Source organism: Flavobacterium sp. WC2416 (assembly GCF_041200095.1).
Lineage (GTDB): Bacteria > Bacteroidota > Bacteroidia > Flavobacteriales > Flavobacteriaceae > Flavobacterium.
Window position 1 is genome coordinate 2534522 of sequence record NZ_CP165626.1, and the last position, 14630, is coordinate 2549151.

A 14630-nucleotide genomic window follows, 5' to 3' on the forward strand; every position below is an offset into this window, starting at 1 on the left:
TTTAGGCACAAAACTATAACCCAAATGAGTTAAAAAATAGAACAGAATTAACATTGGTAAAATTAACTGAAAAGAATTTTTCTATATTCAGAAGGATTAATTCCATTGATTTCTTTAAAGCAACGGGTAAAATGACTTTGATCTGCAAAGCCACAATCTAAGGCTATGGTGGTCAAACTTAATTTTTTCTGAGAGATGAGTCGCAATGATTTTTCGACTTTTAATTTTCGAATGTATTCTCCAAAACTAGAATGAAAGTATTTAGAAAAGTCTCTTGATAAATGCACAGGATGAATGTTTACCGTTTTTGACAAATAGTCTAAGGTAAGTGCATCTGTAAATTGATCATTCAATATCATATTGATTTCCGAAACCCAAGTAGGCTTAATATTCGCCTTAGTTTGCTTATCAATTAACATTTTGGCTAAGGATTCTAATAATAAAGTTTGAATAGAAAGCGGACTTGTGGTATCGTCCATTTTGGCTTCTCTAAAAATTTTATACATTAAAAATTTCAAATCAGAGTTGGCAATATTGATACTCCCTTCTAAATTATTCGCATCAAATTCTAAATCATCAAACCAATTTTTTTCTATTTCAATATGAAAACCTCTTGTAAATCCTTCGGGTTTGATATTGTAGTGTGGCTCTTGCCAATTATGAAATAGCAAACTCCCTGCGGAGCAATTGTATATCTCCTTTTTATTTCCTTCAATCACATTTCCTTCCAAAATAAAAGTAAAATAGGCGTTTTCATGATAATGCCATTCTACTTTATCGTGTGTATAAACGGTATCGGTCAACGTAATTCCATCTAAATGAATCGTTTTATTCGTTTGCCCATAAAATTCTCCTCTTTGTGATTGTTTCATTATTTGATTCTAATTAGCATTTCGCTTTTTGAAAATAACATATAAATTAACAACTTATTTTTGATTTTAGATTACAGTTGCATGCTAGAATTCAATTATTTATCATTTCCACCCTAGAGAGAAATCACATAGAAAGGGCAAAGATTGTTATTTACTTATTCAAAATGACAATTAGGTATTCCTTTTTATTGAAAAGACAAACCTTTATAATTTCCGTCATATTTATAAGGTTGAAAGGATGGATCGACTACTTGGCAGTCAACAATTACGTTTGTACCATAAGCGTCACCAAAAATACTGGCAACAGCAGCATCTGCAGCATCCCTTCCGTTAGCAATTTTTACCAATCCGTTGAGTGGTGCTAATTTGGTTGAATCAAATACAATCCAGTTTCCATCTATATATACTTCCATACAAGCATGAAAATCGGGTGGATTTAATTGATACGCATATCCTGTGAAGTATCTCGCAGGAATTGTTAATGCTCTACACAGCGCTATTCCCAAGTGTGCAAAATCACGACATACCCCTACTCTATCATTTAAAGTATCGATAGCCGAAGTTTGTGAATTTGTGCTTCCGCTGGTATAACTAATATTGTTATAAATCCATTCAGTTATAGCCACAACAGTTTCGTAAACCGAATTGTATTGCCCGAATTGATTGTATGCGAATTCCATAACTAGATCGGATTGACAGTACCTACTTGGATACAGAAATGAAGCAATATAACTGTCTAATTCCACTACATCGACGACATTGGCAGAGGCACTTTCATCTATGATTTTATAGTTCATATCTACAACTGCTGAATATGTTAAGGTAAAAGTAGTGGGTTGCTGAACCTTAAGACGAACAAACCTAGAACTACCGTCGTGGGCCGTATATTGTTCTAAATACATTGGTGGATCTACCTGCAAATTTTCTTGCAAGACTTTTTGACTATAGGTATTTAAGGCTTGAATGTTAAAAATGAAAGTGGTAGGACCATTTACAACATACGAAAGCGAACAGTTTACATTAAAATTCATATCAATTATTTTTTAATTTATTCGTTTTGGTAGTTATTTATGTGTCGGGAATCGCCACAACTACTTTTCCGTTTTTCTGATGATAAATGTAGGAAGAAAGTAATGGTAAGACTTATATAAATAAAGACAAATATTATATAATTGTTAGTTAGTTAAAATGTGGATTCTTAATTTCTTCAACTTGTTGTATAGAAAAATAGCATTCCAAATCTCTTTAGACTTATGTTCTATTGGTATGGGAAGGATTTTCGATAGAATTATTGGTAAAAAAAACTACTATTTTTAGAGAATTGTTAGCGCAACTAGTCTGTCGAGAATTCTTTTTGGAAATGATCAACAGACTTGCACTAATTAAGTTGGATTTATTCTTATTGGTTTACTAGTTTACTCTTTTTAGGTCTAAATCTTGAAAGTCAAAACTAAAATCAATATTTGGCGAAATACCTTTCATCTTTATTGATTGTGCTTTTCCGGTTTCGTCTGCGGTAAAAGTGGCCATCGCATCACAATTCATCGCTTGATATTCCCATTTTATGGCAAATGTATTGGCATCATAAAAAGCCAAAGGACCATTTAATTTTGGCGAACGCAAACATTTCATCCACAATTTCTTGTCTTTTAAAAATACTTCCACTTTTCCAAACCAGTTGTCCTCATAAACACCTATAAAATCTTGGTTTTTGATTTTGGTGTTTTTTACTGCTTCTACTTTTTTCCAAACTTCCTTGGTTACATCATCACCTTGATTTCTACCTTCATTCATCCATCCCACCATTTTATCGGTCCATCCAAAATCGTCTAAACCTAAATAACTGTCGCTTATCGTTTGGGTAACTGCACTAAATAAACCAGCTCCACCATTCTCCGTATTGGTCAAAATAACAATTCCTAAGTTCATGTCAGGATACATCGTAATTATAGATAACATGCCTGGCAGACCGCCTGTATGAGAAACTTTAAAATTCCCTTTGCTATCCCCTAATTCAAATCCTAAACCGTAACCTGCAAAATGAGAATTATATCTTGGGTCTGGATTGGCCTCCTCTACGGTATGTATGCGCCACATTTCGTTATGATTTTTTTCAGAAAACAAAGTAGATTGCATATCAACACCATATTTTCCTTTATTCAACTGTGTGATCATCCATTTTGACAAGTCGGCTACATTTGAGTATACACCTCCCGCTGCACTTGCTGTACTAATAGCATACGATTCAATGGTTTTTATAGTCCCTGATTCTGATGAGTGCGAAACCGCTAGATTACTTTTGTCTTTTAGTAAGCTCCCCACATAAGTACGGTTCATTTCTAATGGAGTGATGATGCGTTGTTGCACAAATTGCTCATAACTCATGCCACTCTCTCTAGCGATAACCTCTCCGGCAACGATATACAGTAAATTATCATAATCAAATTGTGTTCTAAAGGGCGAAACCGCTTTAAAATGTTGAAAGCTAGTCACCACATCGTTAACCGTAAAGTTAGAACCATCAGGAAAAAACATTAAATCCCCAACACCCAAACCAAGGCCACTGCGGTGTGTCAACAAGTCTAGGATGGTAAAATTGGCCGTAACATAATCGTTATACATTTTAAATTCGGGAATATGGTCAATCACTTTATCGGTCCATTTTAATTTGCCTTCGTCTTCTAAAATCGCCAAAGCAGCCGTTGTAAATGCTTTAGTATTGGAGGCAATTTGGAAATTAGAATTTTCATTGACCGCTTGCTTGGTTACAATAGAATTAACTCCATATCCTTTTTGATGGATAATTTTGCCGTCTTTAACAATAGCGATGGCAGCACCTGCTACCTTAAACTTTTGTAATGCATCTTGCATCAAAGAGTCAATTTTGGTCGATGACAATTGAGCAAAACTTGCGGTTGATGTCAAACAAATAAATAGTACTGCTAAAAATGATTTTGACCTTTTTTTCATATTGATTTGTGATTTAGATTTCGATAATTATAGTTTTTTAGTTTTCCAATTTTATGGTGACTATGGATTATAAATGTAGGTAAGAGATGTTTTTTATTTATGCTTATCAAATAACCATTTAGGAATTTCCTCGGTTATTAAAAAAGGAATGACAATAGTATTATGATTGAGGTTATTAAAAGTCGTAAAAATCAAATTTTTGTTTGAAAGTAATTTATTAAACAATTCAACACTTCCGATATAGGGATTCTCGTCATCTTTTTCCCCATGTATAAGCCATAAATTTTTCTTGCTTAATTTTTTAAGATTTGAAAAATCAGGAACGGCTGCAACAGAAACGGTAGCCGCAAATATGTTTGGCGCAATATTCAGTACGTTTTGTGCAGTTGATGCCCCCATAGAATAACCAATTAAGTAAATCCTATTTTTATCAATGTTTGGATATTCTTTTTCAACATTTTTAATTAATTCCAATACCGCAAAAACATCTTTTGAAGATTTTGAAATTTGAATACCATCAATATTCTTTTCATAATTTGAAGAACGCTTACTGAATTGGGGTGCAATTACATAACATTGATATTTATTATAAATTTCAGGTCTTAACCAAATTTTCGCAAATGGTTCGAGTTGATTTTCATTATCATTTCCAATTCGGGTAGAGTTGTGAAAGGTAATTACTAAAGGATATTTATGTTTATTACTATTATTTTTTGGCTTTAGAAGCCGATACGGAATTTGTATATTTTCTTTAGTAAATGTTTTTTTTAGATAAACATCAGTATTTAGGCCGTTTACTATTTTTCTGTTATTTACCAAAGCCAAACTATCAACAACCGCTTCTCGGAATTCTTTTTTCTGTGCAAAAGTGGAATTTGCAATTAAAATCAAAAAAATTATTGTTAGATTTTCTTTTAAATTTCTTTTATACATACTTTTTTTCTAAAATTACGACAAACATTCTGGGATTATAAATGTAGGTAATAGGTTTTGTTTTTCACGAGCCCACTGCTAGCATAAGCATCTCACTCGTGCCCACAATAAAAATCAATTCATATCTATTTCTAAAATTGTATGATCATTATTTCCATAGTTTCTAGCTGAACTGTATTTCCAATCAATTGAATCAGTTACAAAACCAGATTCTACAGGGTTTTGATGAATATATTTAAGTTTTTGTTCAAAAACTTTTAAAGACCAAATTTCAATTGGATGATTGTCTTGTTGCCAAAACTGTCTGTGTTTTACATTGCTATTCTTTTTCCCTGCACGTTCCATCATCCAAAGCATCCATTCTCTTCTACTTTCTTGAACATTTTCTTCAATTGTTTTGAGCATTTTTTTAGATGTAAAACCTTTAAAATCTCTCATCAAACCAGAAGGATCTCCATTACTTGAACGAAAAATTAAATGAACATGACTTGGCATAATGCAATAACCATAAATTTCCATTCCTTTATTTTTTCTACAAAAATCTAAGGATTCAATGATATTCCCAAAATAAGTATCTCGTGTAAATACATCAATCCAATTAATGGTTGCAAAACTTACAAAATAAGCACCTGTACTTTCACCAAATTTATATTTTGTACTCATATTTATTACAGTATTTGCTTTATGGTTAAGCTCATCGTAGCTAAAGACCGCTAGCGCGAGCGTCTCGCTCGTGCCCATTATCAAAAGCAATTTAAAATAAAGTAAACCATTATTTTGATAATTTATTAATGAACTATTTTATAAATAAATTAAAAAAATAAACTGCTATAATAGAAAAATGTATATTTTTTCATACAACTTTGGTTATATTTAGTTTGTGGGCACGAGCGAGACGCTCGCGCTAGCTGGCGATTGTACGTTGTTATTCTATCGAGATTTCTTTACTTTTAGTTAGTTTAGGAATATAAATAAGATAATCATAACCCTTTATAACTCTCGATAGGTATACATCATCAACTTTTACTTTGTTTTGTAAAATTGATTTCTTTATAGGTCTTAAATCAAAACAGTACCATTGTTCGTCTTTTGCCACATTTAGAAAAGATTTAAAACTACTGTTATCATCTTCGTCTTCTCCTTTTCCTACAATCATTATATGCAGCGATTTCCTGAAATTTGCCTCTTCAATATTAGAAATTAAGTTGCCGATATCATAAATATCGGTTTTTGTTAATATGGTTTCACCTTTTGGTAAATGATTCGCACCAAATTTGAAAAGATTTTTTTTGTTATTCCAATCCGGCATTTGGGTTAGCAAGATGTTTTTCATCAATTGAATCCTTAAGAGATGACCTCTTTTAGTATAAATCTCTCTACTTAACTTTAATGCTTCAATTTGTTTTCGCTCTTTGTCAGAAAGTTTCAACTTCAACAACAAATCTATTTTTTGAAGACAATCTTCAGAAAGCATATAGTATTTTTCTAAACCCTCTTTAGATACAGCTAGTTTAGAATTATGAAGCATTTGGTTGTATATCTCAATCACTTTTTTATTTTTCGAAGTTTCTTTTAAACTCGAAATGATCATTTGATCTGCAGAAACGCTCATTTGTTCGACACCATATATTTTGGTATTGCGTTTTACTAAATTTTTAAACAAAGTAAATTCGGGTTCAAGCTCCAAAAAAGAAAAGTTGGTACTGTATTGTTTAACAAAAGCAGTAAGCTGTTCGTCAGATAACGATTTAATTTTTGTTTCGATTAAATCTACCGAATAAGGATCAACCTCAAGAAAATAGTTATCAAACTGAACCTCATTGATAATAGCGTTTGTAAAATACGGAACTTCGTTTGTAAAATGAGTTTCTCCCAACAAAACAGAATTTGATTGTTTTATTTCGTCTAGCAAAACATTCCATCCTTTTCCCTGAAATGAAATGTTTTTATCAATTTGGAAAGGAAAACTATTCTTTTGAACTAAACTGTCAAGTACTATATTTTGGGCATAGTTAAAACTTGTAATGAATAATGTAAGAAGTGAGAATGTTATTTTTTTCATTTTGTGTTTGTTTATTTTTTGTCTTAAAATTGCGTTAGATTCCTGACTCTGAGGTATAATAACGTACAACGTTATGCCACTTAGCGAGGTTGTGGCCTTTTGAAAACGGGTACTTTCGGTTGAACGTAAACGTCATTAAAAACGGCAATTCCACTAAACCCACAATCTCGCTAAATGGCGGTTATGCGAGGTTATTCTCTCTTTTTAGTACTTTATCGATTCTTTCGAAATCTTTGGATATATTATGAGCTATTAACGCTGAAACATCTAACATTATGTCTTTATCTTCAAAATTTTCGATAAATTTTTTATCATTTAATTCTTGAGATTTCAAATATTCAAGAAATTTTTCGGATGTTGTTTTTCTGTCCTTAAGATTACGGTTTCCTTGTTCGTCTGAATCAGGGAACTTTCTAGTTAGTTCATCATAAAAATGTTCGTCATAGATTGGTGTATCTTGTAATACTAAATCAATATAATGAAAACGTCCTACAAGAGATTTAATGTAATAAACACCTACTGATGTAATCGAAATCATAGAATTTGAATCAATTTTTATTTCTTCTTCAACATCTTCAGAATATTCTGAAGTAGAAATTAATTTGTATTCAAATAATGCTTGTAATTCTTCTTCTATAATATCAATTGAATACCCCGCTTTAATGAATTCATTTGTAATCTCTGAAATTAAAAAATAATCTTTCTTTTTTGAAGAATTTTTTAATTTTGAAAGTAAATAATTTAATAATCTCACTTTTGTAAAGTGATTTTTATTTGAAATACTTGGGTAAAATAAATTAATTACTTTGCTTTTACTTGTTTCATAATAATAGTCTGAATCTAACGCAACAGATTTAAAAAACTCCCAAATTGGAATACCATCCCCAAAACCATATTCAAAAGCCATATATTCAGTTATTTTCGAATGCCCCGAAAGCAAAAAGCTTTTAAAATTTTCTAAACCTTGTCTTGTGTTAGGGTATGAAGTCTCTTCTAAAAACTCCATTACATCAGAGTTTTTAGAATTGAATAGTGTGTCATATAAATTTTTAAATAGATGTTCTAAGCTCCCATTTTGAAATGTTATAAGCTTGTTTTCCGCTCTTAAACTTAATTCTTGAAAATTAAATTGGGTCATTACATAATTGATTCTTTTCTCAATTACATCTTTATATGGTGGAGCAGTAATATGATAAACAATTGATTGATAAGCATTAAATGGAGGTTTGTTTTTCCATTTGTAAAAATAACCTTCTCTTAATGATATAATTACAATTGATTTTAAATTCCGATTAATCGCATTACCTAATAGAAATACTTCTTTCTGATCTACTTCATCTAATTGGTCAGCATTATCAAAAAGTACGCAAATTCTCTTTCTACATTTATGCAAAAGATAATCTGAAATTCTTTTTAAATGATTTATGGAATCATTTTGATTTTCTTCAATAAGTTTTGAGATTACGTCATTTAATTTATTTTCGTCATCTACAAAATATGACCAGGTACCTTCTTTTTTCTTGTCAATTTCACTTTTATAAATAGTTTTTAAAATATTATATTTTGACAAGTTTAATTCAGGATAATTATTCTCAAGTTGTTCTATTATACTTTTATAAATGAATTTTGTATCTCTAATGGTTTGACTTGTATATAATCTAAAATCTATATAAACTAATGGTCTGTTAAGTTTACTTTTAGTGTTTAGTAAGACTTCTGTGAAATATTTAATAAATGTTGTTTTACCAGCACCAGTTGTTCCAATTAAAATGATTGGGTCTGGTAAAATTCCTACTTCACTAAAAATCTGTTCTTTTATTTGATTTTGAGTGTTTTGAGTATTTTGAACAGGCACAATCCGTCCGTCAAATGTTGGAGGTTCATCAGAAAAAATAAAACCTAATTCTGAATTATATTTTTTTACATCTTTATTTTGAACATAGCATTTCGAAAGTATTTTTCTCCCTTCTAAAGAATCAATATTATATATTTCTTCAAATACTTGATTTATTATTGGAATTAATTGCTGACTAATTTGATTTCTGACTAATTCGTTTTTTTTTCGTTTTAGTGGAAAGTCTTTAACGATAGTTTTTCCAATATTTGAAGTCTTAGTTATTTTAATTTTCCCGTATTTACAAACTGATTCTCTCGAAAGTAAATCGTAAAATTTGTCAAAATTTTTCTTGATATCTTCGATGCTTTTAAAAATTAAGCATTTTTGGTCTTTCCAATCCTTACCTTGAGTGTTTGCAAATTGACCAATGATAAATTGAGTTCCATTAGTGATAACACTAAAACCTAATCCTCTTTCAAATAGGTACATTCTAACTTGATCGATTACATCTTTATTTCCTGTATAAATAGTTTTGATATTTACCTCATTGCCTTTTGAAGGAAGTTTAAAATCTACGAAACTTTTTTTTGCTTCAATTACAAATTGAAAAGATGCTGTTTTCATTTCATAATCAAAAAAACCAGATCTAACCCAACCCTCTCTTTCAATATCAAATTCTGTCCAACCAAGAACATCAATTAGAATTTTATCTAAAATTTTGCTTCTTGTATCTGATTCAGACAAATCCTGTTGCCTAAATTCAGTATATATTTTTTCGAATTCTAATAAATTTTGAAATGATTTGTCGTATTCTGTCATTTGATATTAATTTCGATATTGTTTTTATTTCAAATTTTGTCTTTAACTACTAATGTTGTGTTATAATCTCGCATAACTTGTATATAACATAAAGTTTATACCTCTTTTAATTAAATTCTCTCTCTTTACTCGAAACAAAAATCCACAACAAAAGGAAAGTATACTTTCATCTTATTGTGGATTAATTTTGTTTTTACGTGGTTTTCAAATGTATGATTTTTTTTATTAAAATACCAATATTCCAAATGTAAGTTGTAGAAAATCAATCTTTTTACGGTTTTCCTCATTTTGCCCGTAATTATGAAAAAAATGTTCCTAACTACCATAATCTCGCGTGAGGGACGGAAACGGAAAGCCCACAGTCCCGCTTTTTTGGCGGGGCGAGGACTTGCAGTGGACTGCCCGACCGGAGCTTTGGCGGAGGGCACGCCCAGAAAAAAGTACTAATCCGCACCCAATAGCGTTTTAACAGTAAATTTTATAATAATATTAATATCTAGACCTTTTAAAAAAATGTAATTTGGCATCTTGCTAGCGCATTTAATTCTTGATAAATTACGATATGGATAAGATAAAAATACTTTGGGTGGATGATGAGATTGATTACTTGAAACCACACATCCTTTTCTTGGAACAAAAAAATTATAGTGTGACGACTTGTAATAACGGTCGGGATGCGATTGATATTTTTGAAAATGAGAATTTTGATATCGTTTTTCTGGATGAGAATATGCCGGGTATGAGCGGGCTGGAAACGCTGTCGGAAATGAAGGAGAAAAAGAATACGGTTCCCATGATTATGATTACCAAAAGTGAGGAAGAGTATATTATGGAGGAAGCCATAGGGTCTAAAATTGCCGATTACCTAATAAAACCAGTGAACCCCAACCAGATTTTGCTGAGTTTGAAAAAGAACTTGGATCACTCGCGCTTGATTTCGCAAAAAACAACGCTGGATTATCAGAAAGAGTTTAGAAAAATTACGATGGAAATGGCGATGGTGAACTCCTATGAAGACTGGATTGAGTTGTACAAAAAATTGATATTTTGGGAACTGCAGTTGGAAACCATCAACGACCAAAGCATGGTGGAAATACTGGAATCTCAAAAAGCGGAAGCCAACTCGCAGTTTGGGAAATTTATAGAACGTAATTATGAAGATTGGTTTTTACCAAAAGCCGATAAACCGGTGCAATCACATACCTTATTTAGAGAATTAGTGGTTCCGGAGTTGGTTAAAAAAGACAAACCGGTGCTGTTTGTCGTAATTGATAATTTGCGTTACGACCAATGGAAAACATTCGAAAGTGTTGTCGCTGAACATTATAAACTAGAAAAAGAGGTACCCTACTACTCTATTTTACCTACGGCGACGCAGTATGCTCGTAATGCAATTTTCTCTGGTTTATTGCCACTAGAAATGGAAAAACAGTTTCCGCAATACTGGAAAAATGATCCTGAGGAAGGCGGAAAAAACTTGTATGAGGCTGAATTCTTGTCGGCGCAATTGAAGCGTTTGGGCTTGAAAATCAAAGAGGATTATTTTAAAATTACGAATTTGGCTTCGGGTAAAAAACTGGTAGAGAATTTCAAAGGATTAAAAGACAACGACCTAGTTACGGTAGTGTACAACTTTGTAGATATGCTTTCTCACGCGAAAACCGAAATGGATGTGGTAAAAGAATTAGCCTCCGATGATAAGGCGTATCGCTCCTTGACGTTGAGTTGGTTTAAGAATTCTCCTTTGTTAGAAATTATTCAGCAAGCACAAAAACTAGGTTTTAAACTGATTCTAACTACGGATCACGGAACAATCAATGTGAAAAATCCATCGAAAGTGGTGGGGGATAAAAACACGAGTTTGAACCTGCGTTATAAAACCGGTCGCAGCTTAACCTACGAGTACAAAGATGTATATGCAGTAAAAGAACCAAAAAAAATAGGTTTACCTGCCATAAATATGAGTAGTTCTTATATTTTTGCAAAAAATGATTTGTTCTTGGCGTATGTCAACAATTACAATCATTATGTGAGTTACTATAAGAATACGTACCAACATGGGGGAATTTCGCTAGAAGAAATGATTATACCTTGTTTGGTGTTTAATCCGAAGTAGAAAAAACTTTGTTTAAAGTTTTTTTGTGTAAGGTTTAAAGTTTGACGTAGTTTGAAAATATAGTTTAAGGTTTCTTTTGTTTCAAGTTTATGGTTGCCTTGATTGTGGATATAAAAAAGGTTTCAGGTTTGACGTAGTTTGAAAATATAGTTTAAGGTTTCTTTTGTTTCAAGTTTAAGGTTGCCTTGATTGTTAATATAAAAAAGGTTTCAGGTTTATACTATTGTAATAGAAGAGAGAATTGAATTCAAAATTTATAATTCAGAATTTAAAATAATAATAAAAAATGGAATTTATTTTTTCATTAGAAGACATCGCCTCCGTAGCGGAAATAGTAGTGGCCGAAAAACCCAAAAAAATAATTCTTTTTCATGGGGAAATGGGAGCTGGAAAAACGACTTTTATCAAACAACTGTGCAAAACACTGGGTGTTACAGAAGCGACAAGCAGTCCAACCTTTTCTTTAGTTAACGAATACCATACTATTGATAATCAAATTGTTTACCATTTTGATTTTTATAGATTGAAGAACGAAAATGAAGCGCTAGACATGGGAGCCGATGATTATTTTTATTCAGGGAATTGGTGTTTTATCGAATGGGCCGAACAGATTCCGAATTTGATTCCGGAGGAACATTCTGTTATTAAAATTGAAGTCCTTCCTGACGGCAAACGTCTATTGCATTTAAGTTAATACCACTACAATGAGTTCAGAAAATACTGTTGTTATTATTCCTTTTTCGGATGAATTAAAGGAAGCCATAAAAACCTTGAATGAGGAATGGCTGAAGCGTTATTTTAAAATAGAGCCCAAAGACGAGCAAGTACTCTCCAATCCACAAAAATACATCATCGAACCAGGTGGAATGATTTTTTATGCGCAGTACAACAATAAAATTGTGGGTACAGTCTCGCTTATAAAAATCAATGAAACCGACTTTGAATTAAGCAAAATGGCAGTTACGGATGGTGTTCAAGGTTTAGGAATAGGAAAAAAGCTATTAGATCACTGCATTCAAGTAGCCAACAATCAACAAATGAAAAAGCTAATTTTATATTCTAACAGAAAACTGACTCCAGCAATCCACTTATATGAAAAGTATGGATTTGTTGAAGTCGCCCTAGAAGATGGCGTGTACGAAAGAGCTGATATAAAAATGGAACGAATTATTAATTAATTACTACTAACCTTTTTTATTGATTGCTAATTGATAAAAATCAGTTTTTTTTTAAACTTTTTTATGTAATTTTACTCTTTAATCATCACAACAACAATGTCAATATCTTTTTATCCATTCACGAAAGCAGAACTTTTACCACAGGAAGAAAAACTGGAGGTAGCAAGACGCAAGAGCGATCTTTTTATTGGTATTCCTAACGAAACCAGTTACCAAGAGCGTCGCATTTGCCTTACTCCTGATGCGGTAAACTCTTTGACTTTTCAGGGACATCGTGTAATGATTGAAGCAGGAGCTGGAGAAAATTCCAGTTACTCGGATAAAGAATACAGTGACGCTGGAGCAGAAATAACCAATGATACCCGAAAAGTATTTGGTTGCCCTATGATTCTAAAAGTAGGAACGCCTACACTAGCAGAAATTGAAATGATGAATCCACAAACCATCTTGATTTCGTCTATCCAATTAAAAACAAAAAGCAAGGCCTATTTTGAAGCGTTAACCAAGAAAAAAATTACAGCTTTAGCCTTTGAATACATAAAAGACCAAGACGGTTCTTACCCTGCAGTACGTTCCTCGAGTGAAATTGCAGGTACTGCTTCCATATTAATCGCTGCCGAATTGATGATTACTAATGAATTTGGAAAAGGGCTATTATTTGGAAATATTACCGGAGTTCCACCCACTGAAGTAGTGATTATAGGTGCGGGAACAGTAGGTGAATTTGCTGCAAAAACAGCTATTGGTCTTGGGGCAACGGTAAAAGTATTTGATAATTCAATTACAAAATTGCGTCGTTTGCAAAACAGTTTAAACCAACGAATATTTACTTCCACCATACAATCCAAAGGGTTGTTAAAAGCCCTTAGACGTTGTGATGTCGCTATTGGCGCCATGCGCGGTATCGATCGCTGTCCCGTTATTGTTACTGAAACCATGGTCGAGCACATGAAAAAAGGAGCTGTTATTGTGGATGTGAGCATTGATACAGGCGGTTGTTTTGAAACATCAGAAGTAACTTCGCATGAAAGGCCTACCTTTATAAAAAGCAACGTATTACACTATTGTGTTCCCAATATTCCTTCGCGCTATTCTAAAACCGCTTCCCTAGCCATCAGTAATATTATCACTCCTTTTTTAATGAAAATCGCCGAAGATGGCGGAATTGAAAGCGCCATTCGTTGTGATATGGGCTTGAAACATGGCGTTTATTTGTACCATGGAATTCTGACCAATAAAGCCATTGGCGACTGGTTCGATTTACCCAATAACGATATTAATTTAATTGTGTTTTAAGAAATCTTTCCTTTACCTTTGCCAAAAAAATAATTCATGAAGTTTGCACAACGTTTTGCCTACTATTTAGTGGGATTAGTTATGGGTCTGTTTTTCGTAGCCTTAGTTTTTAGCGGTAAAGACACCCGTTGTAATTATTTTCCAAATTCTAGAGTTTTAAACGACTTAAGAAACAAACCTTTCGATTATTCCGAAAAAGCGTCCAAAGTTTTAGCCGAAGGCTGGATTGACACCATTGATATCAAAAACACTTTGCAATATGGAGATGTTGACTTTGATAAAAGCAACACCGAATTTCATAAAGCCAAACTATACGTTATTGAAGGAAAGACAATGAAAAATATTCCTATAACACTTAAAATCAGCAACCGCGAGGACAAAGCTACCTTAGAGGAAATTATAAAAAACTAGTACGTCCCTTATTTGGGCGTGCCACCACTAAAAAAAGAGGCTCATTATCAGTACGGTAATGAGCCTCTTTTTTTAGTGCTGTCGGGCTATCCGCGCTACTTGGTAGCTAGCTATTATCCCTCACGCAAACTGCAAT

General features: G+C 32.5%; 12 protein-coding genes. 5 read left to right on the plus strand and 7 right to left on the minus strand.

Going from position 1 to position 14630, the window contains the following annotated elements; all coding sequences use genetic code 11:
- Positions 1 to 62: 62 nt before the first annotated feature.
- The 7 genes from AB3G39_RS10775 to AB3G39_RS10805 all read right to left on the minus strand — a co-directional run bounded on the left by AB3G39_RS10775 (position 63) and on the right by AB3G39_RS10805 (position 9493).
- Positions 63 to 872: a helix-turn-helix domain-containing protein gene (locus AB3G39_RS10775; RefSeq protein WP_369769345.1), complete on the minus strand. Its 810-nt coding sequence runs from the start codon at positions 870 to 872 to the stop codon at positions 63 to 65.
- 185 nt (positions 873 to 1057) lie between these two features.
- A complete protein-coding gene (locus tag AB3G39_RS10780) occupies positions 1058 to 1903 on the minus strand; it encodes a transglutaminase family protein (RefSeq protein WP_369769346.1) in 846 nt (281 codons plus the stop codon).
- Positions 1904 to 2282: 379 nt separating this feature from the next.
- Positions 2283 to 3842: a serine hydrolase gene (locus AB3G39_RS10785; RefSeq protein ID WP_369769347.1), complete on the minus strand. Its 1560-nt coding sequence runs from the start codon at positions 3840 to 3842 to the stop codon at positions 2283 to 2285.
- Positions 3843 to 3935: 93 nt separating this feature from the next.
- Entirely contained in the window at positions 3936 to 4775 is an 840-nt protein-coding gene (locus tag AB3G39_RS10790) for a prolyl oligopeptidase family serine peptidase (RefSeq protein ID WP_369769348.1), read from the minus strand.
- Between the two features lie 114 nt (positions 4776 to 4889).
- The gene (locus AB3G39_RS10795; protein ID WP_367752927.1) at positions 4890 to 5438 is read right to left on the minus strand and encodes a transposase; all 549 of its coding nucleotides are present in this window, start codon (positions 5436 to 5438) and stop codon (positions 4890 to 4892) included.
- A gap of 262 nt (positions 5439 to 5700) precedes the next feature.
- A complete protein-coding gene (locus tag AB3G39_RS10800; RefSeq protein ID WP_369765134.1) occupies positions 5701 to 6837 on the minus strand; it encodes a hypothetical protein in 1137 nt (378 codons plus the stop codon).
- 181 nt (positions 6838 to 7018) lie between these two features.
- Entirely contained in the window at positions 7019 to 9493 is a 2475-nt protein-coding gene (locus AB3G39_RS10805) for a hypothetical protein (protein WP_369765135.1), read from the minus strand.
- A gap of 562 nt (positions 9494 to 10055) precedes the next feature.
- Here AB3G39_RS10805 and AB3G39_RS10810 point away from each other — a divergent pair.
- From AB3G39_RS10810 to AB3G39_RS10830, 5 genes are all read left to right on the plus strand, one after another.
- Complete coding sequence (locus tag AB3G39_RS10810) at positions 10056 to 11609, plus strand: response regulator (protein WP_369765136.1); 1554 nt, start codon at positions 10056 to 10058, stop codon at positions 11607 to 11609.
- A gap of 286 nt (positions 11610 to 11895) precedes the next feature.
- Entirely contained in the window at positions 11896 to 12303 is a 408-nt protein-coding gene (gene tsaE, locus AB3G39_RS10815) for a tRNA (adenosine(37)-N6)-threonylcarbamoyltransferase complex ATPase subunit type 1 TsaE (RefSeq protein ID WP_369765137.1), read from the plus strand.
- A 10-nt stretch (positions 12304 to 12313) separates the two neighbouring features.
- Positions 12314 to 12787 carry a GNAT family N-acetyltransferase gene (locus tag AB3G39_RS10820; protein ID WP_369765138.1) on the plus strand — a complete coding sequence of 158 codons (474 nt, stop codon included), beginning with the start codon at positions 12314 to 12316 and terminating at the stop codon, positions 12785 to 12787.
- Positions 12788 to 12883: 96 nt separating this feature from the next.
- Positions 12884 to 14083 carry an alanine dehydrogenase gene (locus tag AB3G39_RS10825; RefSeq protein WP_369765139.1) on the plus strand — a complete coding sequence of 400 codons (1200 nt, stop codon included), beginning with the start codon at positions 12884 to 12886 and terminating at the stop codon, positions 14081 to 14083.
- A gap of 36 nt (positions 14084 to 14119) precedes the next feature.
- Positions 14120 to 14494, plus strand: coding sequence for a DUF4258 domain-containing protein (locus AB3G39_RS10830; protein WP_367769691.1), 375 nt, complete (start codon positions 14120 to 14122; stop codon positions 14492 to 14494).
- Positions 14495 to 14630 lie beyond the last annotated feature (136 nt).